This window comes from Rhizobium ruizarguesonis (assembly GCF_012349115.1).
GTDB lineage: Bacteria > Pseudomonadota > Alphaproteobacteria > Rhizobiales > Rhizobiaceae > Rhizobium > Rhizobium ruizarguesonis.
The window spans coordinates 115,387-139,112 of sequence record NZ_PQIG01000144.1; the positions used below are offsets into that span (position 1 = coordinate 115,387).

Sequence of the window (23,726 nt, forward strand, 5' to 3'; positions counted from 1 at the left end):
CTCAGAGCCGTTCATAGGGGGTGTCGATGTAGTCGTCCTTATCATATCCGTGAGAGGCAAAAACGAGCAGAATCGAACCCGGACCGAAGGTCATTTCGTGCCAGTCCCTTGGCTCGACCAGCAGGCACTGGTCCGGCGACGACAAGGTGATCTCTTCCTGAGCTTTTCCATCGTCCATCGAAATCACCACGCTTCCCGAAAGCGCCACCAACGCCTGCCGAGTCCGGTGATGACGATGGCCGCCGCGTTTATATCCGTCGGCACCATAGATCCAGAAGCTCCGGACGACCGGAAATGGCAGTATTCCGTCCATGACGGTCAACGCGCCTCGTGCGTCGGACATCGTCTTTAACGTAAGCAGGGTAAAAGCAGACAAGATTGGTTTTCCAGTTTTGCCGGTTCAGCCGGTTGGGAAATGCGGAGCTGGTTCCCTCACCAGGCTGATGAGGTATCGACCGTAAGAGCTCTTTTCAAGTGGAGCTGCCAGCTTTAGCAACTGCTCGGCATCTATGTATTCCAAATGAAAGGCGATTTCTTCGGGGCAGGCAATCTTCAGCCCCTGGCGACGCTCGATGGTGGCAATGAACTGACTGGCTTCAAGGAGTGAATCGTGCGTGCCCGTATCAAGCCACGCATGCCCCCTCCCCAGGACGGCAACATTCAGCCTGCCGGCGGACAAATAATGCCGATTGATATCGGTAATTTCGGTTTCGCCGCGCGGTGAGGGTTTCAAACCGGCAGCAATGTCAATCACGTCATTGTCGTAGAAATATAAACCCGTCACAGCATAAGAAGAGCGGGGCCTGGATGGCTTTTCCTCCAGGGTGAGGACTTTGCCCTGACCGTCAAATTCCACCACCCCATACCGTTCGGGATCGTGGACTTTATACGCGAAGATCGTCGCTTCGTCCGACCTCGCGGAAGCCGCGGATAGATCATGAGTCAGCAGGTTGCCGTAAAAGATATTGTCTCCAAGCACGAGGGCGGTTGCCTCTCGCCCGATGAATTCTCTGCCGATCGAGAATGCCTGGGGAATTCCTTCCGGCGCGGCCTGCACGGCGTATTGAAGATTCAATCCCCATTGGGCGCCGTCACCCAGCAGCTGTTCAAATCGTGGGGTGTCCTGCGGCGTAGAGATAATCAGGATATCCCGGATACCTGCCAGCATCAGCGTTGACAGGGGATAGTAGATCATCGGTTTGTCAAAAACCGGAAGAAGTTGCTTCGAAATGGCGAGAGTCGCGGGATGGAGCCGAGTGCCCGAGCCCCCGGCGAGCAATATGCCCTTGCGCAGCTTTTTCTTCAAAGACAAGAGACCTCCTGCAACTGGTCAATCCCCGCGCATTCGCAAGGTTGTCGTGATGACGATCGCTATTCGACAGTGCTCACTACAGATAGATCGATCCCCATGCAATGCACTTAGCGAGAGGAGGAGCAGTTCAACCGCCAACCAATACGGCATTGATCGAGGATAACTTGCAGTACTAGATTGCGGCGCTGCCTTTCCGTCTGCTACGGGTTGGCTAGATTTCGCCTCTTCGAATACGAGCAAGACACCCGTCAAAATGGTCGCAGACACTGCCCATCCAAGCCCTCCTCGGATAAGCCTCATCACCGTTTGCTGGAATGTCGAGCAGACCATCGCTGATACCTTACGGTCCATCGACACTCAAACCTACCGCAATTTCGAACACATCATCATCGACGGCGGCTCAAAAGATTCTACGCTCGCCATCATCGCTTCGGCACCGGCCGAGAACCGCCGTGTGCTTTCGGGACCGGATGGAGGTATTTATGAGGCGATGAACAAAGGGATTGGTCTAGCGACCGGCGATATTATTGGATTCCTGAATGCGGATGATGTTTTCGAGAGCGGCGACTCCCTCGGAACTGTGGCGGCTGCGCTGGATGATGAAGCATATGACGGCTGTTACGGCGATCTCGTCTATGTTTCCAACCGGCATATCGATCGCAAGATCCGCTATTGGAAATCGCGTGCGTTCAGATCCGGTTCTTTCGCCCGCGGCTGGTGTCCGCCACATCCGACCTTCTATGTTCGACGTAGCATTTATGAACAGTTCGGGCGGTTTGATCTGCGTTATCGGCTTGCAGCCGACGTCGAGCTGATGATGCGATTTTTGGAGGTCGTGCAGATCAGAACAATCTATATCCCGCGAGTCCTGGTCAGAATGCGCTTAGGGGGCGCCACGAACAAGAACGTTCAAAATATATCGCGTCAGAACAAGGAGGTGCTGCGCGCCCTTGCCGACCACGGCCTCAAGGTCTCAACATCGATGTTCTGGGCCTTTAAGATCGTGAACCGGTTAGGCCAGTTCCTGATGCGCAATCGATCGCAGGACTTATCAGCGTAAATCCACGCCGCCGCCAATAGCCGGTCACACCGCCGCCCTCCCCCGCACCCCTTCCGCAATCGCCGTCATCCGATCCGCCGCAGCATGCCCGATCAGCATGAAGGCGTGCGTCGCGTTCGACCAGTAGACGACATTCATACCTTTGCGGTTTTCGAGGTCCGGCGCCTTCGGCCCCGCGTCAGACTTGACAATGCAGAGCGCCATCGGGCCGGTCTCGGGGTCGAGATAGGCGACCTGGGCAAGCGCCTTACCGTCATATTGCAGCAGCAGGGCGCGTTTGAAATCGATCCCCGGGAGCGAGACGGCTTCAGGGGAGAGTGACAGGCCGAGCTTTTCGTCAAGACTGGCGAGCTGGGCGGCCTGGTCCTCCCTGCCAGGGACGGGGCCGGCGAGCGTTTCCGCGGTATAGAGCGAGATATAATCGGCGACCACGGTGCGCCATTCGCCGTTTTCGTCCTTTGCCGAAAAGCCTTTGCCGATGCCGATGACGGCGCGGTCGATGGCGATGCCGACGACGAGCGAGGCCGCGAGTGCGCCGAGGAAGCGGCGACGGCTGGCGAATGCGGGCGTGGAGGCAGGTCTTGCGCTCGGCTGCGCCGGGATGGCGGCAAGCATCGTCTCCAGCTTCTCGCGCGGGGCTTCCGACAGCAGCGGGGCGAAGGCCTGCTTGAACGGCAGGCTGGCGCGCGCCAGGAATTCCAGCCGTTCGGCGGTGCTCTCGTCTTCCTCCACCATGGTTTGAATGCGCGCGGCCTCTTCGGCCGTCAGCTCGCCGTCGATGAAGGCGGTCAGGTCCTCGTCGGAGGGAATGGTGTGTTTCGTGTTCATTGCCGTCCCCCTTCCGGTCCGGCGCCGGAGAGCTTGGCGCGGGCAGCAGCCAGCCGGCTCATCACGGTTCCGATCGGGATATCCAGTATGCCTGCAACCTCGCGATAGGAAAGTCCTTCCACATAGGCGAGGAAAACCACCGTCCTCTGCGCCTCAGGCAACGCATTCACCTGTTTCAGCACCTGATGGGCCATCACATGCGTTTCGGTGTCGTGCGCGCCGTCGAAGGTCAGCGTCTCCCCAGCATCGACGAAACCCTGGCCTTGGCGCACCCGGCGGGAGCGAATTTCGTTCAGCCAGATCGAGTGCAGGATCGAAAACAGCCAGCGGTCGAGCCGGGTGCCGGAGATGAACTGATCGGCGCGCTCCAGCGCACGAAGGCAGGTCGCCTGGACCAGGTCGTCGGCGATATCGCGCTGATGCGAGAGAACGAGACCATAACGCCAGAGCCTTGCCAGATTTTCCGTCAGGCCGCTTCTGATATCCGCTTCGCTCGCGATGGCCGCCTCCGCCAATCCTGCATCCCTTGGAACCGCCGGATGAACCGGCGATTCCATTCTCGCGCGACTATAGGCAGGAAAATGGCTGCGCGCGACCGACATTCTTACATCCCTTTCGTGCTTCCGTTTTCCCGCCCGTGACCGGCCGATCAGATCTTCGAAGGGTCAAGGATCGCGGCGTTCAAGTCCTGATATTCCTCGCAACCGGTGCCGCAGATCGCCTTGATCGTGTTCAACTGGTCCTTGGCGAGATCGAGCTGGCCCTTGATGACATAGGCTTCGCCGAGATATTCGCGGACCTTGGCATATTGCGGATCCATCTTCACCGACTGCAGGTAGTAGGAGATGCCTTCGTCGGTGCGGCCGAGCTTGCGGGTGGCATAGCCGCGATAATTCAGCACTTCCGCGGTGTTCTGGTCCTTGACGGTGTCGAGCACGGCAAGCGCCTCTTCATAGCGACCGGCCTTGGCCAGCGAATAGGCATAGTCGGCGCGGTTCTCGTCGGAGACGTTGGCGCTCTGCTGCTTGACGCATTTCTTGGTCTTCTGGTCGTAGATCTCGCCCTTCTTGCAGGTGGGCGTTGTGCTACTGTTATCGCCAACCGCAAAGACCGGGCCGGAGAAGACAGAAGCGACAAGGCAGCCGCCGAGAACGATGGAAGCGATGCGGGCTGTCATGATCGTCATAGGGAAACTCCTCTAGAAATGACGTTGCGAGGAGAGAACACCGCTGCTTCGGACTTTATTCGGCTGCTCCTCGCATTTTTTTTCATCACGGTTTCGTGAAGCGCGCTGATCCGAATAATTTCGGCGTAGGCGTGTTCTCAGTCGTTGCGCCGGGAACGACAAGGAGAACTCCGTGACCGATACCGTGAAACTCGTCAGCCTCGCCGTCGCCACACCAGAACATGTCATTTTCCAGAAACAGGCGGTCGAAGCCTCGGCCCGGCTGTTTGCCGACCGCTTCGAGGATTTCCGCCATCTTGCCCGCGTCTTCGACAGCGCCGGTATCGAAAAGCGTCATGCGGCGCGGCCGCTTGCCTGGTTCGACGAGCCGCATGGCTGGCAGGACCGGATGCAGGCCTTTGCAGAGGTGGCAGGCGGGCTATTCGTCGAGGCTGCCAGCTCCGCCCTTCGCCAGGCAGGGCTTGAGGCCAGCGATGTCGACTGTGTCGTGACCGTCTCCTCCACCGGCTTTACGACGCCGAGCCTCGATGCACAGCTTAGCCGCAGGATGGGTTTCAGACCCGATATCGAACGTGTGCCGGTCTTCGGGCTCGGCTGTGCGGCTGGCGTGTCGGGCTTTGCGATCGCCTCGCGGCTGGCGCGAAGCCGGCCGGGCACTGTTGTGCTTTTCGTCTCGATCGAGCTTTGCACGCTCGCCTTCCGGCTGGACGAGCTGACGCGGCCGAACATCATCGCGACAGCGCTTTTTGGCGATGGCGCAGCCGCCTGCGTGCTGCGATCAGGCGAAGACGGGCTGGCGGAGGTGGAGTCGACCGGCGAACATCTCTTTCCCGACACGCTCGATATCATGGGCTGGAAGATCGACGACGGCGGCTTCGGCATCGTACTGGCGCAATCGCTGCCGCCCTTTGCCGAAAAGGAGCTTGGCCCGGCGGTGGGGGCTATTCTGGCGCGCAACGGGCTGAAACCGGAGGATATCGACCGCTTCATCTGCCATCCCGGCGGCACGAAGGTGCTGGCCGCGATGGAGAGCGCGCTTTCGCTGGTGCCGGGCACGCTCGATCACGAGCGCGCCGTGCTTGCCGAATATGGCAACATGTCCTCGCCAACCATCCTGTTCGTGCTGGAGCGGGCAATCCGCGCCGGGTTGCCGGCGCGCTCCGCGATGATCGCCATGGGGCCGGGCTTTTCGGCCAGCTGCGTGACGCTGCGGAGGGCGGCATGATGTGGCCGTCGATCGCGCTTCTGGCATTCGTGACGCTGCAGCGGCTGGCGGAACTCGTGCTCGCCCGGCGCAACACGGCGGCGCTTCTTGCCAGAGGCGCCAGAGAGGTGGCACCCGAGCATTATCCCACCATGGTAGCGCTGCATGCCGGCTGGATCATCGGGCTTTGGCTGCTTGCACCGGGCCGGCCAGTCGCGCTCCTTTGGTTTCTGGTGTTCATGGGGCTGCAGGCGCTGCGGCTCTGGGTGCTGGCCACGCTGAAGGGCCGCTGGACGACGCGTATCATCGTCCTGCCCGGCGCGCCGCTCGTCAGATCCGGGCCCTATCGCTTCCTCCGCCATCCGAACTATGCGATCGTCGTCGGCGAGATCGCCGCCCTTCCCCTCGCCTTCGGCCTGCCGCTTTACGCGATCGTCTTTTCTCTTCTCAACGCGCTTATCCTCCATGTCCGCGTGAAGGCTGAAAATGCCGCACTGAAAAGCGCAATGATTTTGAAATGAATGCGATTTTCCGTTTGCGTCGCGGTATCGGCGCGGGCATTTTCACCGCATTAGACAAAGCGGAATGCAAGCGGAAATGACGAAAAACGCAATCGTGCTCGGCGCCGGCATCGTCGGGGTTTCCACGGCCATCCATCTTCAGCGGCGCGGCCGGCAGGTGACGCTGATCGACCGCAAGGATCCGGGCAATGAAACCTCGTTCGGCAATGCCGGCCTGATCCAGCGGGAAGGTGTCATGCCCTATGGCTTTCCCCAGCAGCTCGGGCTTTTGCTGCGTTATGCGCTGAATAACCGCATCGATGCACATTATCACCTGCGCACGCTGCCGAGCCAGATCGCCTTTCTCGCTCGCTACTGGTGGAATTCCAATGCGCGCCGCCATGCGAACATCACCCGGGCCTATGCGCCGCTGATCGAAAATTCGGTTGTCGAACACAAGGATCTGATCGAGGCGTCGCAGGCCGAAGCGCTGATCCGCAAGGACGGCTGGATGAAGATTTTCCGCAGTGAAGCCAAGCGCGACGCGGCTTTTGCAGAGGCAGCACTTTGGCAGAATGAATTCGGCGTCGAGTATGACAGCCTGACCTCGGCCGATATCGCCCGCATGGAGCCTCATATGATGACCAGCGATTTCGCCGGCGGCATCCGCTGGCGCGACCCCTGGTCGGTGCTCGACCCGCATGCGCTGACATCGGCCTATCGCCGCTATTTCGAGAGCCTCGGTGGCCGGTTCGTCGCGGGCGACGCCGCCTCGCTCGGTCCGTTCGGCTCCGGCTGGAAAATCATGACCGCGGAAGGTCCGCTCGAAGCCGACGATGCTGTGATGGCGCTCGGTCCCTGGGCGGCCGTTGCGACGCGCCGGCTCGGCTACTCCTTCCCGCTCGGCGTCAAGCGCGGCTATCACATGCACTATGCCACCGAGGGCAATGCCGTGCTCAACAACTGGACGCTCGATGCCGAACGCGGCTATCTCCTTGCGCCGATGAACCGCGGCATCCGCCTGACGACAGGGGCGGAATTTGCAACGCTCGACGCGCCGAAGACGCCGGTCCAGCTCGGCCGCGCCGAAGCCGCGGCGCGCACGATCTTCCCGCTCGGCGGCAGGCTCGATCCCGAACCCTGGATGGGCGCGCGCCCCTGCACGCCAGACATGATGCCGATCATCGGCAAGGCGCCGCGCCATCAGGGCCTGTGGTTTGCCTTCGGCCATGCCCATCACGGGCTGACGCTCGGGCCAGTGACCGGCCGTGTGCTTGCCGAAGTCATCACCGGCGAGACGCCGTTCATCGATATTGCGGCCTATTCGCCGCAGCGTTTCAAGCCGTGACGCCGAGTATGGCGAGACCTTTCAAGGCCGTTGCCGTAATACCTTCCACCGAGTCGTCGATATCGACAGTGACGACGCCCGGCTCATCTGTGGGCACCTCAAGCGTCGCCAGCTGGCTGTCGAGCAGCGAGGCCGGCATGAAATGTCCCTTGCGCTCGCCCATACGCTTCATCAGCAGCGCCCTGGAACCTTCGAGATAGACGAAGAACAGATAGCCGCCGGCAGCAGCCCTGAGCCTGTCGCGATAGAGACGCTTCAGCGCCGAGCAGGAGACGATAATGCCCTCGCCTTTTTCCAGTGAGGCCTTGATGTCTTCGCCGATGCGGTCGAGCCAGGGCATCCGGTCCTCATCGGTCAGCGGAATGCCCTTCGACATCTTTTCGACATTGGCGGCGGGATGCAGCGCATCACCTTCGACGAAGGCCAGGTGCAGAGCTTCGGCGAGTTTCTCGCCGACAGAGGATTTGCCGCAGCCGCTGACCCCCATGACGATGATCGCATGAGGCCTGTTCATCTGCTCATCCGGCATGTTTACTCCTCGGGCTTATCTTCCCGCTCAATCGAGCGGGAAGTGACAGGCATATTGATGTGTGCCTTCCCCAGTTAATTCGGGAGAAACCTGGCGGCAATGGTCCTGCGCCTTCCAGCAGCGCGGATTGAAGTGGCAACCCGACGGCGGCTTCAACGGCGAAGGCAGTTCACCCTGCAGGCGAATGCGGGTCTTTTCGCGATCGGGATCGGCGATCGGCGTCGCCGACAGCAAGGCTGCCGTATAGGGATGGCGCGGCCTTGCGAAGACCTCGGCGGCGGGACCGGTTTCCACGGGACGGCCGAGATACATTACCATCACCTCGTCGGCGATATGATGGACGACGGACAGGCCGTGCGAGATGAAGAGATAGGCAAGCCCCATCTCCTTCTGCAGGTCCATCAACAGGTTCAGCACCTGCGCCTGGATCGAAAGGTCGAGCGCCGAAACCGGTTCGTCGAGCACCAGCACCTTCGGCCGCAGCATCAGGGCGCGGGCAATGGCGATGCGCTGGCGCTGGCCGCCTGAGAACATATGGGGATAGCGGCCATAATGCTCCGGACGCAGGCCGACGCGGGCCATCATCTCCTCCACCTTGCGGCGGCGGGCGGCAGCGTCGAGATTGGTGTTGATCTTCAGCGGCTCTTCGAGGATCGAGCCGACCTTCTGGCGCGGGTTGAGCGAGCCGTAGGGGTTCTGGAAGACGATCTGCACTTGGCTGCGCAGGCTGCGGTCGCCGACTTGGGCGGGCTTGCCGTCGATCAGCAATTGCCCCGATGTCGGATTCTCGATCATCGTGACCAGGCGAGCGAGCGTCGACTTGCCGCAGCCGGATTCGCCGACGACGGCGAGCGTCTTGCCGGAATGCAGGCTGAAGCTAACGCCGTTCAGCGCCTTGACGGTGGCATCGGCTTTAAACAGGCCACGATTGACGGTGTAGAAGCGGGCGAGATCCCTGCCCTCGAGAACAGCGCCCGTCATACGAGGTCTCCTGCAGTTTCAACGGCCATGATGCCGGGATGTCCGAGCGGCTTGCCGTCCTTCAAAGGATAGTTGCAGAGCGCCAGTCCGAGCTCCGGCCCCTGGCGGACGACGCCGCGATCGCATTCGACCGTGGCAAAGCCGCAGCGCGGCGCAAACAGACAGCCCGTCGGGCGACCATGCTGGCCGGGAACGACACCGGCGATCGAGGGAAGACGCTGGCCGACTTTGGCGCGTTCCGGCAGAGCGGCGAGCAGGGCTGCGGTATACGGATGATGCGGATCGCGGAACAGCGCCCTCACCGGCTGTTCCTCGACCTTCTGGCCGGCATATTGCACCTGGACGCGCTCGGCGGTTTCGGCGACGACACCCATGTCGTGGGTGATCAGCACCAGCGCCATGCCCTGCTCCTTCTGCAGGCGAACGAGCAGGTCGAGGATCTGCGCCTGGATCGTCACGTCGAGCGCGGTGGTCGGCTCGTCGGCGATGAGGAGCTTCGGATTGCAGGCGAGCGCCATGGCGATCATGACGCGCTGGCTCATGCCGCCGGACATCTGATGCGGGAAGTTCGACAGGCGGTCTTCCGGCGCCGGAATGCCGACGAGGTTCAAGAGCTCGATCGAGCGTTGGCGGCGTTCCTTGCGGTTGAGGCCCATATGGACGCGCAGGGTCTCGCCGAGCTGGAAACCGACCGTGAAGCACGGATTGAGGCTCGACATCGGCTCCTGGAAGATCATCGCCATATCCTTGCCGACGATCCTGCGGCGCTGGCGGGCGGAGATGCCGCGCAGATCCTGGCCGTCGAACTGCATGCGGTCGGCGGTGATCTTCGCTGTCCAGGGCAGAAGCCCCATCAGGGCGAGCATGGCAACGGATTTGCCCGAGCCGGATTCACCGACGATCGACAGGATCTCGCCCTTGTCGCAGGCAAGCGATACGCCGTCGACGGCGCGGAAAAGACCAGAGGAAGTCTGGAATTCGACAGTCAGATTTTCGATTTCAAGAAGGGACATCACGACCTCTTCAGCTTGGGATCGAGCGCGTCGCGCAGGCCGTCGCCCATCAGGTTGATGGCGAGAACGGTGATGAGGATGGCAAGACCCGGGAATGTCACCACCCACCAGGCGCGCGAGATGAACTCACGCGATTCGGCAAGCATCGTGCCCCATTCGGGTGTCGGCGGCTGGGCGCCCATGCCAAGGAAGCCGAGGGCGGCGGCATCGAGAATCGCCGCCGAGAAGGCGAGCGTCGCCTGGACGATCAGCGGCCCAAGACAGTTCGGCAGGATCGTCTGGAACATCAGGCGGAAAGTGCCCGCGCCTGAGACGCGCGAGGCGATGACATATTCCTTCTCGCGCTCGGACATGACCGAGGCGCGCGTCAGGCGCACGAAATGCGGCTGGTTGACCAGCGAAATCGCGATCATCGCATTGGTGAGACCGGGTCCCAGCACGGCCACCAGCACGAGAGCGAGCAACAGCGACGGGAAGGCCAGGATGATATCCATCAGGCGCATGATCGCCGTATCGATCTTGCCGCGGAAAAATCCGGCGACGAGGCCGATCAGGACGCCTGAAATGACCGAAAGCGTGACGACGACGACGCCGATGAAGAGCGAGAAGCGCGCGCCGTAGATCAGGCGCGAGAGGATATCGCGGCCGACGGCATCGGTTCCAAGCGGGAAGGAAGCGCTGCCGCCTTGCATCCAGAATGGTACCGACAGCAGGACTGCGCGGTTCTGCTCATTCGGACCGTGCGGCGCAAAGAGCGGCGCGAGGATTGCCACGACGAGGATGATTACGAAAACAACGAGGCCGATGACGGCGCCCTTGTTACGGGAGAAATAATGCCAGAACTCCGCAAGAGCGGATGGCTGGCCGGTTTTGACGGTGACCGTGCTCATGGACCGCTCCTAATGACGAATGCGCGGATTGATGAAGCCGTAGAGGACATCAACAATCAGATTGACCAGCATGATGACGCCGGCGATCAGCAGAAGACCACCCTGGACCACGGCATAATCGCGCTTGAAGACCGAATCGACCATCCATTTGCCGATGCCCGGCCAGGAGAAGATCGTCTCAGTGAGGATGGCGCCTGCAAGAAGGACGCCGATCTGCAGGCCGATCGTGGTGATGACAGGGATCATCGCATTGCGCAGCGCATGCACGCCGACGACGCGCAGCGGCTTCAGGCCCTTCGAGCGCGCCGTGCGGACATAGTCCTCGCCCAGAACCTCGAGCATCGCCGAACGCGTCTGGCGCGCAATAACCGCGAGCGGAATTGTCGCCAGCACGATGGTCGGCAGAATGAGGTAACTGACGGCCGAGGCGAAAGCCCCCTTCTGGCCCGACAGCAGGCTGTCGACGAGCATGAACCCGGTGACCGGCTTGAAGAAATACATCAGCGAGATGCGGCCGGAAACCGGCGTCCAGCCGAGATAGCCGGAGAAGAAGATGATGAGCAGCAGGCCCCACCAGAAGATCGGCATGGAATAACCGATGAGCGCGACACCCATCACGCTCTGATCGAACCACGTGCCTCGCTTGACGGCCGCAAAGACGCCGGCGGGCACGCCAAGACAGACGGCGATGATGATGGCACAGAGCGAAAGCTCCAGCGTTGCCGGGAACAATGTAAAGAACTCGCCGAGAACGGGCCGCTTGGTGACGATCGAGGTGCCAAGATCGCCGTGCAGCACTTTTACGAGATAATCGAAATACTGCACATATATGGGCCGGTCGAAACCGAGATCATGCATGATCTGGGCGTGACGTTCCGGCGCCATCACACGTTCACCCGACAAAAGCATGACGGGGTCGCCGGGGATCATGCGGATGAACGAGAAGGCTATAAGCGAAACGCCAAGGAATGTCGGGATCAGCACCGCGAGGCGGCCGATGAAAAAACGCAACATAGCAGGTTTTCCAATAGTTTCCGGCGGTCAGGGGAACCTGACCGCCGGCCGCACCCGGCGTTGACCGGGTAGTTTACAGATTTTTTATTATTCGGAAATGTCCACGCCGTCGAAGCGGTGAATTCCGAGCGGATCCATGAAGAAGCCCGAGACCTTCTTGCTCATCGGAACGAAGACCAACGAGTGGTCGAGTGTATTCCAGGGAGCTTCCTTCTTGAAGATCAGCTGAGCCTGCTCATACGCCTTCGTGCGCTCGGCGACGTCGGCCGTCAGCTTGGCCTTCGTCATCAGATCGTCGAATTCCTTGTTGCACCACTGAGCGCGGTTGTTGCCGCCGACAGCATCACAGCCAAGCAACGTATCCATGAAGTTGTCAGGGTCGCCGTTGTCGCCGGTCCAGCCAAGGATCACGGCACCGTCGCGTTTCTTGTCGGAGGAGAGCTTCAGATATTCGGCCCATTCATGGGTGACGATTTCCGCATCGACGCCGACCTTGGCCAAGTCGGCCTGCATCAATTCTGCGGCGCGGCGCGCGTTCAACATGTACGGACGCGAAACCGGCATCGCCCAGATCTTCATCTTCAGATCCTTGACGCCGGCATCGGCCAGCATCTTCTTCGCCGCATCGGGGTCGTACTTGTCGTCTACGACGGCATCATTATAGGACCACATCGTCGGCGGGATCGGGTTCTTGGCAACGGCCGCGGCACCCTGGAAGACGGCGTCGACGATCGCCTGCTTGTTGATCGCCATGTTCAGCGCTTTGCGGACTTCGGCCTTGTCGAAGGGAGCAATCAAGGTGTTGTAGGCAAGATACGAAACGTTCAGGCCGGCCTGCTCGAGCACGGTCAGGTTCTCGTCCTTCTTGAGTTCGGAGACGTCGGCCGCATTCGGATAAGGAATGAGGTGGCATTCGCCAGCCTTCAGCTTCTGCGCGCGGACGGCAGCATCAGAGGTGATCGCGAAAACCAGATCGTCGATCTTTTCCTTGCCCTTGAAATAGGTTTCGTTCGCCTTGTAGCGGATGACAGCATCCGGCTGGTAGGCGACGAAGGTGAACGGGCCGGTGCCGAGCGGCTGCTGGTTCATCTGCGCCATCTTGCCGTCGGCAGCAAGCTTGTCGGCATATTCCTTGGAGACGATCGAGGCGAAGTCCATGGCGAGATCGGCGAGGAACGGCGCTTCGGGATGATTGAGGACAAACTTGACTGTGAGGTCATCGACCTTCTCGATCGACTTGATCAGCTCCGGGAAGCCCATGCCGGCGGCGTATTCGTAAGAGCCGCCCTCGACATACTTGTTCCACGGATTGTCAGCCTTAAGCTGACGCTCGAACGAGAAGATGACGTCGTCGGCGTTGAAATCGCGCGTCGGCGTGAAGAAGTCGGTGGTCTGGTACTTGACGCCAGGATGAAGCTTGAAGGTGTATTCCGTGCCGTCGGCCGAAACGCTCCAGCTGTCGGCTAGGCCCGGCTCGATCTCGGTGCCGCCATGCTTGAATTCGACGAGGCGGCTATAGACCGTGCGCGACGACGCGTCGAAGGTCGTGCCTGCCGTATAGAGGCTCGGGTCGAAGCCTTCCGGCGAGCCCTCGGAGCAATAAACAAGGGTCTTGGACCAGGCCGACGTCGCCATGACGGAAATCAGGGCCGTCGCTGCCAGGAGGACAGAGATCTTTTTCATAATATTGTTTCCCGGTTGTTCTTCTTGATGTTTGGAGATCGTAGAATGCATCTCGATCGACGGTTGATGGAACGATATTTATCTACTGAAAGCAACGGGCTATGCAGAAAAATTTTCCAGCTGGACAATTTTAGAAATTTTCAGTCAAAAATCAGCCGCATTTGGAAATATTCGGACAAAAATGACCGAAATTTTGTCGCATTTGGTATAAAAGCGCGCCCATCGCGACATGCAACCGGCATTTTCCCAGCATTCGGAGGCCGATGAGACGTCCGCAAAAACAAAAACCGCGGTTGCCAGGGCAACCGCGGTTCAGAAGCAAATTCTGATCTTTAAATCAGGCGGCGGGGGCAACGATCGCGGGTTTGCGATATGCCGGCTCGCCGGTAATTCCGAGAAGAAAATTGATCTGCGGACGCGCCTTGACGAGGTCGTCGATGGAATATTCCGACAGCACGGCGAAGAAGGCGTTAAGCGCCTTGCGCAGTGCCGAATTCAAACCGCAGCTGTCGACCAGCGGGCATTCGACCTCACCGTCATCCTCGAAGCATTCGGCCATGGCGAAGCTGTCTTCCGTCACCCGAACGACGTCGAAAAGACTAATGTCGGCGGCCGGTTTGCCCAAGCGCACGCCGCCATTGCGACCGCGCACGGTTTCGACCAGACCCGCCTTGTTCAGCGGCTGAAGGATCTTGAAAAGAAAGAGCTCGGAAACGCCATAGGCCCTGGCGATTTCCGGAATCCGGCTCAAGTGCCCGTCGTTGGCAGCACAATACATCAACATGCGAACCGCATAGTTCGTCTGCTTCGTCAACCGCATGCCATTCTCCTGACTCGTCTGTTCAGACCTATATAGGCGGTTTGCTAGTTTTGAACAATTCCAAAATATGAAATTCGCATTCAGCTTATGAGGCCATTTGCCGCGACGTCAATCCCGCTCCAGGATCCCAACGTCATCGAAGATCGCCTGCTTGCGCTCGGGCGCCTTGCGCATCAGTTTGACCTCGGCGCTGGACATCCTCGACGCCGGACCGATAATCGCCGGCAGTCACTATAACGAGGAAAAATTCGGGGGCCCAAAGGCCCCCGAATTCCAGATTGCAGATTGGAATGTGGTCACGATCACTTCATCGTCGGCATGACGAATTCAGCGCCGCTCTTGATGCCGGAGGGCCAGCGGGCGGTGACGGTCTTGGTCTTCGTCCAGAACTTGATCGAATCCGTGCCGTGCTGGTTGAGGTCGCCGAAGCTCGAGGCCTTCCAGCCGCCGAAGGAGTGGTAGGCGAGCGGAACCGGGATCGGAACATTGATGCCGATCATGCCGATATTGATACGCGAGGCAAAATCGCGAGCGGCATCGCCGTCGCGGGTGTAGATCGCAACGCCGTTGCCGTATTCGTGCTTCATCGGCAACGACAGCGCTTCCTCATAGTTGTTGGCGCGAACGACGGAGAGCACAGGTCCGAAGATCTCGGTCTTGTAGATATCCATCTCCGGCGTGACGTGATCGAACAGGCAGCCGCCGACGAAATAGCCGTCTTCATAGCCCTGGAGTTTGAAATCGCGGCCGTCGACGACGAGCTTGGCGCCTTCCTCGATGCCGCGGTCGATCAACCCGCGAACACGGGTATAGGCTTCCTTGGTGACGAGCGGGCCCATGTCGGCCTTGTCGTCGGTATAGGGGCCGATGCGCAGAGATTCGATCTTCGGCGTCAGTTTCTCGACGAGGCGGTTGGCTGTCTCCTCGCCGACCGGAACGGCAACCGAGATCGCCATGCAGCGCTCGCCGGCCGAGCCGTAACCTGCGCCCATCAGCGCGTTGACGGCCTGATCCAGGTCTGCATCGGGCATGATGATCATGTGGTTCTTGGCGCCGCCGAAGCACTGGGCGCGCTTGCCGTTCATCGCCGCGGTGCCATAGACGTAGCGGGCGATTGGCGTGGAACCGACGAAGGAGACGGCGCCGATATCGGGATCGGTGAGGATCGCGTCGACGGCGCCTTTGTCGCCATTGACGACGTTGAGGATGCCGGCGGGCAGGCCGGCCTCGATCATCAGTTCGGCGAGGCGGATCGGCAGGGAGGGATCACGCTCGGAGGGTTTCAGGATAAATGCGTTGCCACAGGCGATCGCCGGCGCAAACATCCACATCGGGATCATGCCCGGGAAATTGAAGGGGGTAATGCCGGCGCCGATGCCGACCGGCTGGCGAATCGAATACATGTCGATCGCAGGCCCAGCGCCCTCGGTGAACTCGCCCTTGGCGAGATGGGGAATGCCGCAGACGAATTCGCAGACTTCAAGGCCGCGAATGACATCGCCCTTGGCATCCTCGATCGTCTTGCCGTGCTCCTTGGAGAGGATTTCGGCAAGCTCGTCCATGTGCTTGTTCAAGAGTTCGACGAACTTGAAGAAGACGCGGGCACGGCGCTGCGGATTGGTGGCAGCCCATTTCGGCTGTGCAGCCTTGGCGTTTTCGACGGCAGCGCGCAGTTCCTCGACGCTTGCGAGTGCGACCGTCGCCTGTACTTCGCCTGTTGCCGGATTGTAGACGTTGCTTACGCGGCCGCTGGTGCCGGCAACCTGCTTGCCGCCGATGAAATGACCGATCTCACGCATGGGTGTTCCTCCTGTTTTTCGATGGCCGACAATCGCACTTCAATTTGCACAAATCAATGCGCTGATATAAGCAACCGTTGTGCGTAAATTATAGCCCTATCATCGCATCGGGCGCTGCGGCTGCTTCCAAACTTGGCACCGCACGCCAACAAGTCAAACCCCAAGGGAGGTCAAACCGATGAGCCGGAAACCCGTCGTCAGAATGGCAGAGCTGGAGATCGATCCGGACACGCTTGAAACCTATCGCGCATTGCTCACGGAAGAAATCGAAGCATCCCTAGCGCTGGAAGACGGCGTCCTTTCCCTGAGCGCTGTTTCCGTCAGGGACAACCCGAACCAGATCCGTATTCTTGAAGTCTACGCCGACCAGGCAGCATACGAGGCTCATCTGCGAACACCGCATTTCCTTAAGTACAAGAACCAGACGGCGCACATGGTGACATCGTTGACGCTTATCGAGGTCGATCCGATCGCGATGCGTGCCAAGCCATGAACTGGGACGATGTTCGTATTTTCCTCGCCGTCGCCCGCACCGGGCAGATCCTTGCCGCCTCGAAGCGGCTGGGGCTCAATCACGCCACGCTCTCACGTCGACTGACTTCGCTGGAAGAGGCGCTGAAGACGCGGCTTTTCATCCGTCGCACGAATGGCTGCGAGTTGACGGCCGAAGGCGAAGTGTTCCTGGCATCCGCAGAGCGGATGGAAACGGAAATGCTCGCAGCACAGGCCAGCCTCGGCCACACAGATACGGCAATTGCCGGGACCGTGCGCGTCGGCGCGCCCGACGGCTTCGGTGTTTCCTTTCTTGCGCCGCGCATGGGCAGGTTGATCGAGCGCCATCCGGAGCTGAAGATCCAGCTCGTACCTGTGCCGCGCTCTTTCTCGCTCTCGCTGCGCGAGGCGGATATCGCCATCACGCTGGAGCGACCGGACCACGGCCGGCTCGTCTCCTCGAAGCTGACGGATTACACGCTTGGCCTCTATGCCTCGCGGGATTATCTGGCTTTACAGGGAGCACCCGCCGATATCGACGCGCTCAAGGCGCATCGCCGCATCGGCTATGTCGAAGACCTGATCTTCACCGCGTCCCTGAATTTTTCCGGCGCAGTCATGCGGAGCTGGGATGCAGGCTTCGAGATTTCGACGGCGATCGGGCAGACGGAGGCGGTACGATCAGGCGCCGGCATCGGCATCCTGCACGATTATATTGCCCGGCAATATCCGGAACTCCAGCGCATCGTGCCGGAGGTTTCGATCCGGCGCGCCTACTGGACGACCTATCACGAAACGGCGCGCGACCTGCTACGCGTCAGGAGCGTCGCCGATTTTCTTCAGGAACTCGTCAGCGCCGAACGGCACATCTTTCTCTAAGTCTCGAAAGTGTGTTTTGCCGGTTCGTCGTTCTCGTCGGGATTGGGAACCGGCGCTTCGTCGGGCAGCCTGTCCGGCTCCGGTTCCTTGATCGGCGGCACCGGCTTCCAGCCGGGCCCGGGCATCGGCGGCTGGTCTGGAATGGGTTCGTTGGGCACGGACATGACCGCCTCCCTTTCATGATCTTGGTTCTACACAACGTTCGGAGTTATTTGTCCGGCTTCAGCGATTCGGCAGCGCGCATCGGCATGCTGTCGATGATGGCGAAGAGCTCACCATTGGTGATCGGCTCGCTGAGCTTGAGCTTGACGGTGCCGTCCTTGCCAAGAAGGAAGGCGGCGAATTCGCCCGCGCCGGGCGCCTTGAGATCGCGGCGGATCGCTTCGCCGTCGAGGCTGTCAGCCGCACCAAAGAGTGATCGAACGCCGGCGCCGGAAATCTTCAGCACCACGAGGTCGCGCTCATCGAGGGCCGAGCGGTCGGCCAGCAACTGATTTTCCTGGCGGGCGGCGCGAGAATTATCCCTGTCGGCGAAAACCACGAAGACGCGGTTCTTCCACTGGAACTGGGCGAGGCTTTCGACCGGCGCATAAGCGCTGTTTGTCTCGTCGATCTTCGTCGCACCGTAGAGAAGGGTTTTCGACATGCAATTCTCCCGTTAACATGGAGAACGGTCCGAGATGGCACGGGTTCCATCTAATCGACAGGATCCCGGTTTTCGTTCCTGCACTCGAGAGGCTGCACGTGCGCTCCCGGATGTCAGTTTGCAAACCTTATGCAGGCCGGCCGCAGAGTTTGATAATCAACCCTTCTTTTGCATTTATGTTGAAGCTCGTGCGGCGAAAATTCATTCAACTATAGCAACGCGGCGGAACTCACCAACTCAGCAGAGCATTTTGATTTGCCCGTTGTCTCTCGCCCGACACTGTGGGGGTCCAAACGCTGCCGTCTCAGCGGAATTGATTCACGCCGCTACCGGTTAGCCCCCTTCCCGCCAAACAAGGTGCCGCGAGGTCCGAGAAAGGATCACGCAAACAAGAAGTCCCACGACTGAAGGCTTGAAACGGCAACATTCGTTAACGTTATGGTGTTGTCGGAATCGGCTGTAATAATTGTGTCACTCCCGAACTGCTCGATTGCCGCAAAAAGCGTTTCCCAGTCGGCGAAAATGCTGTGATCGATCGAAATCGCGTCATGTGCGGAGCCGGTTGCCACGAAGTTTGTGATCGTATCATGGCCCCAATTCGGCGAATAAACGAAGACGTCGGCTGCCGCCCCACCAGTGAGGATATCGTTGCCGGCGCCACCCGTCAGCGCATTAGAACCACTGCCGCCGACGATAACGTTGTTCAGCGCGTTCCCTGTTCCGGCAAACGCTCCAGTTCCGATATAGGTGAGGTTCTCGACATTGGTCCCCAGTGTGTAGGCCGCCAGGTTCGTGCGAACCGTGTCGGTTCCCTCATTGGCGGCTTCGGTGACGATGTCGCCGGCATTGTCGACGATGTAGGTGTCGTGGCCAGCCCCGCCGATCAAGGTATCCGCACCTGCCGCGCCATTCAGCACATCATTGCCGGCGCCGCCGGTGATCGTGTTGGCGAGCGCATTGCCGGTGCCGGTGAAGCTGGCGGATCCCGTATAGGTCAGGTTCTCGACATTGGTCAGTGCGGCGATCGAGTAGGTCGCAAGCACCGTGTGGACTATGTCGATCCCTTCGTTCGCGTTCTCGATCACGAGGTCCGTCGCAACGTCGACGACGTAGACGTCGTCGCCCATCCCACCTAACATCGTATCGGAACCGCCGCCCCCGATCAGTGTGTCGTTGCCCGCAGCCCCCATGAGCTTGTCAGCGCCAACACCACCCGTGATAACGTTGTCGAGCAGATTCCCTGTCCCGGCAAACGACCCAGTTCCGATGTAGGTGAGATTCTCGACATTGGCCGCCAATGTGTGGGCGGCCAATGTCGTACGAACCGTGTCGGTCCCCGCGTTGGCGGCTTCGGTGACAATGTCGCCGGCATTGTCGACGATGTAGGTGTCGTGGCCAGCCCCGCCGATCAAGGTATCCGCACTTGCCCCGCCATTCAGCACATCATTGCCGGCGCCGCCGGAAAGCATATCGATGGCAGCGCCACCCGTGATCGTGTTGTCGAGACTATTGCCTGTTCCGACGAAGGCTACCGTGCCGATATAGGTGAGGTTCTCGACATCGCTGCCAAGCGTATAGCTTGCCAGTGTGGTGCGAACCGTATCGGTTCCGGCATCGGCGGCTTCGGTGACGATGTCGCCGGCATGGTCGACGATATAGGTGTCGTCGCCCGCGCCACCGATCAAGGTATCCGCACCGCCCCCGCCATTCAGCGTGTCGTTGCCGATACCGCCGGTGATCGTGTTATCAAGCACATTGCCCGTGCCGGTGAAGTTGGCGGACCCCGTGTAGGTCAGGTTCTCGACATTGACCAAGGCGGCGATCGAGTAGGCTGCAAGCGCCGTGCGGATTTCGTCGGTGCCGGCGCCGACCGCCTCGTTGATTACGTCGGTCGCACTGTCGACCACATAGATGTCGTCGCCCGTCCCGCCCGACATCGTGTCGGAACCGGCCCCGCCGATCAATGTGTCGTTGCCGGCGCCGCCGATCAGCGTATCATTGCCGGTGCCGCCATCAAGCGTGTCGTTGCCAGCGCCGCCGATGATCGTGTTGACGAGCGCATTGCCGGTGCCGGTGAAGCTGCCGGATCCCGTATAGAGCAGGCTCTCGACATTCGCCCCCAGTGTGTAGGCGGCCAGCGTCGTGCGAACCGTGTCAATACCCACCTCGGCCGCTTCGGTGACCACGTCGGCCAGATCATCGACAATATAGGTGTCGTTGCCCGCACCACCGATCAAGCTGTCCGCACCGGCCCCCCCGTCCAGGGTATCGGCACCTGCCGCGCCCCTGATCGTGTTGGCAAGGTCATTGCCCGTGCCGGTGAAGGCTACCGTGCCGATATAGGTGAGATTCTCGACATTGGCGGCAAGCGTATAGCTTGCCAGTGTCGTGCGAACCGTGTCGCTTCCCGCATCGACGTCCTCGGTGACGCTGTCGCCGGCATTGTCGACGATGTAGGCGTCGTCGCCCGCCCCGCCGATCAAGCCGTCGGCGCCTGTCCCGCCGTTCAGTGTGTCATTGCCGGCGCCGCCGGTGATCGTGTTGGCGAGCGCATTGCCGGTGCCGGTGAAGCTCGCGGATCCCGAATAGGTCAGGTTCTCGACATTGACCAATGCGGCGATCGAGTAGGCTGCAAGCGCCGTGCGGATTTCGTCGGTGCCGGCGCTGACCTGCTCATTGATCACGTCGCTCGCACTGTCGACCACATAGATGTCGTTGCCGGCACCACCGCTCAGCGTATCATTGCCGGCTCCGCCGTCCAGAAGATCGTTGCCGGCGCCGCCGGTGATCGCGTTGGCGAGGCTGTTTCCCGTCCCGCTAAAATCGCCGGTGCCGATGAAGGTCAGGTTTTCGACATTGGCAGTCAAGGCATAGGAGGAAAGCGCCTTGATCAGATCGGTTCCTTCATTCAGCCCTTCGGTGACCACATCGGAAAGATCATCGACGATATAGATGTCGTTGCCCGCTCCGCCGATCAGTATGTCTGCTCCAGCCTTCCCGTCTAGGGTGTCGGCACCCGCCGCGCCCTTGATCGTGTTAGCAAGGCTATTGCCCGTCCCGGTAAAGGCTGCCGTGCCGCTATAGGTGAGGTTCTCGACATCGCTACCAAGCGTATAGGCTGCCAGGGTCGTGCGAACCGTGTCGATCCCCCCATTGGCAGCTTCGGTGACGCGGTCGTCGGCATTGTCGATGACATAGGTGTCGTTGCCCGTACCGCCGATCAAGGTGTCCGCACCTGTCCAGCCATCCAGCGTGTCATTGCCGGCGCCGCCGGAAAGCGTATCGGTGGCGCCGCCCCCGGTGATCACGTTATCGAGATTGTTGCCCGTGCCCACAAACCCAAACGCCCAAGGTCCGTGATAGGTGAGGTTCTCGACGTTGGCGCTCAGTGTGTAGCCCGTAAGATACGTCTGCACCGTATCGATGCCCTCGTCGGCGTTTTCAATGATAGTGTCGCCGACATCGTAAACGACATAAATATCGTTGCCGGTCCCGCCCGTAAGCGAGTCAGCTCCCCGGCCACCGTCCAGAGTATCGTTGCCTGCCCCACCAGAAAGCGTGTCATTGCCCGTCCCACTGGTGATCATATTGTCGAGGCTATTGCCGGTACCGGTAGAATTGCCGTTGCTCCGGAGGACGAGGTTCTCGACATTGGCGATCCCCGCCAGCGAATAAGCGGCAAGATCGGTCAAGATCCTGTCAACGCCGCCGTCGGTCGCCTCGACCACGATATCGCCGAGACTATCGACGATATAAGTATCATCACCCGCACCACCGATCAGAGTGTCGGCGCCGGCCTTCCCATCCAGCCAATCAAATCTCGTCCCGCCGGTAATCACATTGTCCGCCGCGTTGCCATAACCGGCGAACCCGTCGGTGCCGGTGTAGGTCAGGTTTTCGACGTTGGTGCCGAGTGTAAAATCCCCAACCGCCGTCCGGACCGTGTCCGTCCCCTCATTAGCATTCTCAATCACAGCATCGTTGGCATTGTCGACGATGTAGACGTCGTTGCCCACCCCGCCCGACATCTTGTCGATTCCGGTCCCGCCGTCGAGCGTGTCATTGCCGGAATCGCCGGTAAGGGAATCATTTCCTGCATTGCCCCAGAGGGTATTATCCGCCTCGTTGCCTGTGATCGTATCATTGCCGGAGCCGGCCTTAACGTTCTCGATCAAGGACGCAGTATTGTCGTGATAAAGAAGGGCGTTGAAAATATTGCCGCGGGCATAACCATTATTCGGACCTCCTCCCAGGTCGGCCAACTGGCCCTGGGAAAAGACCGAATATCCCCCTGCACGCAAGTCGATCTTGAGGGCGGTGGTATAAGCGGTCAAATCATAGGTATCGATACCGCCGCCGTCCCAGATTGTCGCGAAGATGCGGTTGGCAGCGGGCGTGATGGCCGCAACGCCGTTGACATAAGTGATGCCCTGGTTCGGATTCCATTTGTAGACGGTATCGCCGCTGTTCGTCGTGTAGTCCGCACCATACATTTCCTGCAGGGCGGCGATGTCGAGCATCATGAAGGTTTGTGGCGCGCCATCATGCTCATACTTGGCCCCCCTCTCATCGTCTCCGATAAATGTGTGGTAGGTCATGATCGTGTATTCGAGCGAGTCGTAGGCGCTCGGAACGACTGTCCCCCCTTCGTGAGCATGTTTCAGTCCGAGAGCGTGACCCAGCTCGTGCGCCAAGGTTTGGCCCGCATAGTTGCCGAACCTCGGGAAGCGATAATCATCTTCGGTGCCAGCATATCCCGTCCCGAACCAGATATCACCACCCCGCTCGCCGGCAGCTGGGAAATAGGCCCCTGCCGTCTCCAGATAGGGATCCGAGGTTTGTGCAAACCGCACCGTTGCGGTATTCGCGCTTCCGGCCTCAAAGTTGGCGTTCGTGAACCCCTCGACGGAGAAGCCGTCATTTGCCGCACTCCCATAGGATTGCTCCATAAAGTACAAGGCGAGAGACTGCTGCTGCGACGATATTGGAGTGAAAGAATAATACTTCTCGTAGTATAAATCGGCGCCATCATCGGCATACGATGACGAGGTGGTGGGAAACGCATAGGTTATCGTTCCGTCCCAGGCGGTGCCGCTGAAGAGCCCGTCTACTTTCTGATCCCCAGTCGAGCTGACGTTCTTCGTCGGAGTAATAAGGTCCGTCATAAAATACCCGTTTGCCTATTCCATTCGGCCGCGCCTAATGCCGGTTTCCCTCTGCCCCAAATCAGGGGAAAATTCAACTAAAAGCTTTATTTCGCTTGAGGAAGTTTTTGACCTTAGTAACCAACGCTCATGAAGCGCTTTCTCCGCAACTCTATCGAGGGCCAGAAGCCATATTCCAGGATCCTGTGCTCGCCCGTTCGAACCTTCGCAATTGCTGCCACGACGGCACTTAAATTGACGTTACAGTCATCTGTTGAAATTTAATAAGTCTCAGGCTTGGTGATATCGGGAGAGCGAGAGGTCCGCATTGTTTCGGCGCCGCCGAACGTTGTCTCCGCCTGGGCGGATCATTCCGTATCGAGTGGCGTATTGTCGCA

At 59.9% G+C, this 23,726-nt stretch carries 22 protein-coding genes; 6 read left to right on the forward strand and 16 right to left on the reverse strand.

All coding sequences use genetic code 11. The features are described 5' to 3' along the window. Position 1: 1 nt before the first annotated feature. Together C3Y91_RS37015 and rfbA are read right to left on the reverse strand one after the other, a co-directional pair. Complete coding sequence (locus tag C3Y91_RS37015; protein ID WP_018070252.1) at positions 2-376, reverse strand: sugar 3,4-ketoisomerase; 375 nt, start codon at positions 374-376, stop codon at positions 2-4. A 24-nt stretch (positions 377-400) separates the two neighbouring features. After that, positions 401-1,312, reverse strand: coding sequence for a glucose-1-phosphate thymidylyltransferase RfbA (gene rfbA, locus C3Y91_RS37020; protein ID WP_018070253.1), 912 nt, complete (start codon positions 1,310-1,312; stop codon positions 401-403). Between the two features lie 253 nt (positions 1,313-1,565). On the opposite strand from rfbA, the gene C3Y91_RS37025 reads away from it, so the two are divergent. Further along, positions 1,566-2,372 carry a glycosyltransferase family 2 protein gene (locus C3Y91_RS37025; protein WP_018070254.1) on the forward strand — a complete coding sequence of 269 codons (807 nt, stop codon included), beginning with the start codon at positions 1,566-1,568 and terminating at the stop codon, positions 2,370-2,372. A 24-nt stretch (positions 2,373-2,396) separates the two neighbouring features. Here C3Y91_RS37025 and C3Y91_RS37030 read toward each other — a convergent pair whose 3' ends face one another. Genes C3Y91_RS37030 through C3Y91_RS37040 form a run of 3 tightly spaced genes read right to left on the reverse strand, consistent with a single transcriptional unit; the run spans position 2,397 to position 4,386 of the window. After that, entirely contained in the window at positions 2,397-3,200 is an 804-nt protein-coding gene (locus C3Y91_RS37030) for an anti-sigma factor family protein (protein WP_168576416.1), read from the reverse strand. Next, positions 3,197-3,802: an RNA polymerase sigma factor gene (locus C3Y91_RS37035; RefSeq protein WP_130689378.1), complete on the reverse strand. Its 606-nt coding sequence runs from the start codon at positions 3,800-3,802 to the stop codon at positions 3,197-3,199. Before C3Y91_RS37035 ends, C3Y91_RS37030 begins: the two co-directional genes overlap by 4 nt. Before the next feature lie 47 nt (positions 3,803-3,849). Next, the gene (locus C3Y91_RS37040; protein WP_018497422.1) at positions 3,850-4,386 is read right to left on the reverse strand and encodes a tetratricopeptide repeat protein; all 537 of its coding nucleotides are present in this window, start codon (positions 4,384-4,386) and stop codon (positions 3,850-3,852) included. 172 nt (positions 4,387-4,558) lie between these two features. On the opposite strand from C3Y91_RS37040, the gene C3Y91_RS37045 reads away from it, so the two are divergent. The 3 genes from C3Y91_RS37045 (at position 4,559) to C3Y91_RS37055 (ending at position 7,438) form a co-directional block, all read left to right on the forward strand. Continuing rightward, positions 4,559-5,611 carry a type III polyketide synthase gene (locus tag C3Y91_RS37045; protein ID WP_130689377.1) on the forward strand — a complete coding sequence of 351 codons (1,053 nt, stop codon included), beginning with the start codon at positions 4,559-4,561 and terminating at the stop codon, positions 5,609-5,611. After that, on the forward strand, positions 5,608-6,111 hold the full coding sequence (locus C3Y91_RS37050) for an isoprenylcysteine carboxyl methyltransferase family protein (protein WP_018497420.1): 504 nt from the start codon (positions 5,608-5,610) through the stop codon (positions 6,109-6,111). Before C3Y91_RS37045 ends, C3Y91_RS37050 begins: the two co-directional genes overlap by 4 nt. A 76-nt stretch (positions 6,112-6,187) precedes the next feature. Continuing rightward, a complete protein-coding gene (locus tag C3Y91_RS37055) occupies positions 6,188-7,438 on the forward strand; it encodes an NAD(P)/FAD-dependent oxidoreductase (RefSeq protein WP_130689376.1) in 1,251 nt (416 codons plus the stop codon). Here the strand turns inward: C3Y91_RS37055 and C3Y91_RS37060 are convergent. The 8 genes from C3Y91_RS37060 to C3Y91_RS37095 all read right to left on the reverse strand — a co-directional run bounded on the left by C3Y91_RS37060 (position 7,428) and on the right by C3Y91_RS37095 (position 16,167). Continuing rightward, entirely contained in the window at positions 7,428-7,967 is a 540-nt protein-coding gene (locus tag C3Y91_RS37060) for a gluconokinase (RefSeq protein ID WP_018070261.1), read from the reverse strand. The genes C3Y91_RS37055 and C3Y91_RS37060 overlap by 11 nt on opposite strands. Before the next feature lie 27 nt (positions 7,968-7,994). Beyond that, a complete protein-coding gene (locus tag C3Y91_RS37065) occupies positions 7,995-8,948 on the reverse strand; it encodes a peptide ABC transporter ATP-binding protein (RefSeq protein ID WP_018070262.1) in 954 nt (317 codons plus the stop codon). Next, positions 8,945-9,961 (reverse strand): ABC transporter ATP-binding protein, encoded by a 1,017-nt coding sequence (locus tag C3Y91_RS37070; protein ID WP_020397434.1) that lies wholly within the window; start codon positions 9,959-9,961, stop codon positions 8,945-8,947. The genes C3Y91_RS37065 and C3Y91_RS37070 overlap by 4 nt, the downstream gene beginning before the upstream one ends. Continuing rightward, entirely contained in the window at positions 9,961-10,851 is an 891-nt protein-coding gene (locus C3Y91_RS37075) for an ABC transporter permease subunit (protein ID WP_018070264.1), read from the reverse strand. Before C3Y91_RS37075 ends, C3Y91_RS37070 begins: the two co-directional genes overlap by 1 nt. Before the next feature lie 9 nt (positions 10,852-10,860). Beyond that, positions 10,861-11,865 carry an ABC transporter permease subunit gene (locus C3Y91_RS37080; RefSeq protein ID WP_018070265.1) on the reverse strand — a complete coding sequence of 335 codons (1,005 nt, stop codon included), beginning with the start codon at positions 11,863-11,865 and terminating at the stop codon, positions 10,861-10,863. 87 nt (positions 11,866-11,952) lie between these two features. Further along, positions 11,953-13,548 carry an ABC transporter substrate-binding protein gene (locus C3Y91_RS37085; RefSeq protein ID WP_018070266.1) on the reverse strand — a complete coding sequence of 532 codons (1,596 nt, stop codon included), beginning with the start codon at positions 13,546-13,548 and terminating at the stop codon, positions 11,953-11,955. Between the two features lie 337 nt (positions 13,549-13,885). Continuing rightward, entirely contained in the window at positions 13,886-14,368 is a 483-nt protein-coding gene (gene rirA, locus C3Y91_RS37090; protein WP_003545647.1) for an iron-responsive transcriptional regulator RirA, read from the reverse strand. Between the two features lie 302 nt (positions 14,369-14,670). Further along, a complete protein-coding gene (locus tag C3Y91_RS37095) occupies positions 14,671-16,167 on the reverse strand; it encodes a CoA-acylating methylmalonate-semialdehyde dehydrogenase (protein ID WP_018070268.1) in 1,497 nt (498 codons plus the stop codon). 178 nt (positions 16,168-16,345) lie between these two features. Here C3Y91_RS37095 and C3Y91_RS37100 point away from each other — a divergent pair, with 178 nt between their 5' ends. After that, complete coding sequence (locus C3Y91_RS37100) at positions 16,346-16,660, forward strand: putative quinol monooxygenase (protein WP_018070269.1); 315 nt, start codon at positions 16,346-16,348, stop codon at positions 16,658-16,660. After that, positions 16,657-17,538 (forward strand): LysR family transcriptional regulator, encoded by an 882-nt coding sequence (locus C3Y91_RS37105; protein WP_024321402.1) that lies wholly within the window; start codon positions 16,657-16,659, stop codon positions 17,536-17,538. The genes C3Y91_RS37100 and C3Y91_RS37105 overlap by 4 nt, the downstream gene beginning before the upstream one ends. Here C3Y91_RS37105 and C3Y91_RS37110 read toward each other — a convergent pair. The 3 genes from C3Y91_RS37110 to C3Y91_RS37120 all read right to left on the reverse strand — a co-directional run bounded on the left by C3Y91_RS37110 (position 17,535) and on the right by C3Y91_RS37120 (position 23,349). Beyond that, positions 17,535-17,702 carry a hypothetical protein gene (locus C3Y91_RS37110; RefSeq protein WP_017990318.1) on the reverse strand — a complete coding sequence of 56 codons (168 nt, stop codon included), beginning with the start codon at positions 17,700-17,702 and terminating at the stop codon, positions 17,535-17,537. The two genes, C3Y91_RS37105 and C3Y91_RS37110, sit on opposite strands and share 4 nt — an antisense overlap. 44 nt (positions 17,703-17,746) lie before the next feature. Beyond that, positions 17,747-18,184, reverse strand: coding sequence for a DUF4174 domain-containing protein (locus C3Y91_RS37115; RefSeq protein WP_018481371.1), 438 nt, complete (start codon positions 18,182-18,184; stop codon positions 17,747-17,749). A 380-nt stretch (positions 18,185-18,564) separates the two neighbouring features. Then, entirely contained in the window at positions 18,565-23,349 is a 4,785-nt protein-coding gene (locus C3Y91_RS37120) for a M10 family metallopeptidase C-terminal domain-containing protein (RefSeq protein WP_168576417.1), read from the reverse strand. Positions 23,350-23,726 lie beyond the last annotated feature (377 nt).

Bases quoted from the DNA above. Each gene is read 5' to 3' on its own strand.
- C3Y91_RS37025 (WP_018070254.1), top strand. From the start codon at position 1,566: ATGGTCGCAGACACTGCCCATCCAAGCCCTCCTCGGATAAGCCTCATC.
- C3Y91_RS37030 (WP_168576416.1), bottom strand. From the start codon at position 3,200: ATGAACACGAAACACACCATTCCCTCCGACGAGGACCTGACCGCCTTC.
- C3Y91_RS37035 (WP_130689378.1), bottom strand. From the start codon at position 3,802: ATGTCGGTCGCGCGCAGCCATTTTCCTGCCTATAGTCGCGCGAGAATG.
- C3Y91_RS37040 (WP_018497422.1), bottom strand. From the start codon at position 4,386: ATGACGATCATGACAGCCCGCATCGCTTCCATCGTTCTCGGCGGCTGC.
- C3Y91_RS37050 (WP_018497420.1), top strand. From the start codon at position 5,608: ATGATGTGGCCGTCGATCGCGCTTCTGGCATTCGTGACGCTGCAGCGG.
- C3Y91_RS37055 (WP_130689376.1), top strand. From the start codon at position 6,188: ATGACGAAAAACGCAATCGTGCTCGGCGCCGGCATCGTCGGGGTTTCC.
- C3Y91_RS37060 (WP_018070261.1), bottom strand. From the start codon at position 7,967: ATGCCGGATGAGCAGATGAACAGGCCTCATGCGATCATCGTCATGGGG.
- C3Y91_RS37065 (WP_018070262.1), bottom strand. From the start codon at position 8,948: ATGACGGGCGCTGTTCTCGAGGGCAGGGATCTCGCCCGCTTCTACACC.
- C3Y91_RS37070 (WP_020397434.1), bottom strand. From the start codon at position 9,961: ATGTCCCTTCTTGAAATCGAAAATCTGACTGTCGAATTCCAGACTTCC.
- C3Y91_RS37075 (WP_018070264.1), bottom strand. From the start codon at position 10,851: ATGAGCACGGTCACCGTCAAAACCGGCCAGCCATCCGCTCTTGCGGAG.
- C3Y91_RS37080 (WP_018070265.1), bottom strand. From the start codon at position 11,865: ATGTTGCGTTTTTTCATCGGCCGCCTCGCGGTGCTGATCCCGACATTC.
- C3Y91_RS37085 (WP_018070266.1), bottom strand. From the start codon at position 13,548: ATGAAAAAGATCTCTGTCCTCCTGGCAGCGACGGCCCTGATTTCCGTC.
- rirA (WP_003545647.1), bottom strand. From the start codon at position 14,368: ATGCGGTTGACGAAGCAGACGAACTATGCGGTTCGCATGTTGATGTAT.
- C3Y91_RS37095 (WP_018070268.1), bottom strand. From the start codon at position 16,167: ATGCGTGAGATCGGTCATTTCATCGGCGGCAAGCAGGTTGCCGGCACC.
- C3Y91_RS37100 (WP_018070269.1), top strand. From the start codon at position 16,346: ATGAGCCGGAAACCCGTCGTCAGAATGGCAGAGCTGGAGATCGATCCG.
- C3Y91_RS37105 (WP_024321402.1), top strand. From the start codon at position 16,657: ATGAACTGGGACGATGTTCGTATTTTCCTCGCCGTCGCCCGCACCGGG.
- C3Y91_RS37110 (WP_017990318.1), bottom strand. From the start codon at position 17,702: ATGTCCGTGCCCAACGAACCCATTCCAGACCAGCCGCCGATGCCCGGG.
- C3Y91_RS37115 (WP_018481371.1), bottom strand. From the start codon at position 18,184: ATGTCGAAAACCCTTCTCTACGGTGCGACGAAGATCGACGAGACAAAC.
- C3Y91_RS37120 (WP_168576417.1), bottom strand. From the start codon at position 23,349: ATGACGGACCTTATTACTCCGACGAAGAACGTCAGCTCGACTGGGGAT.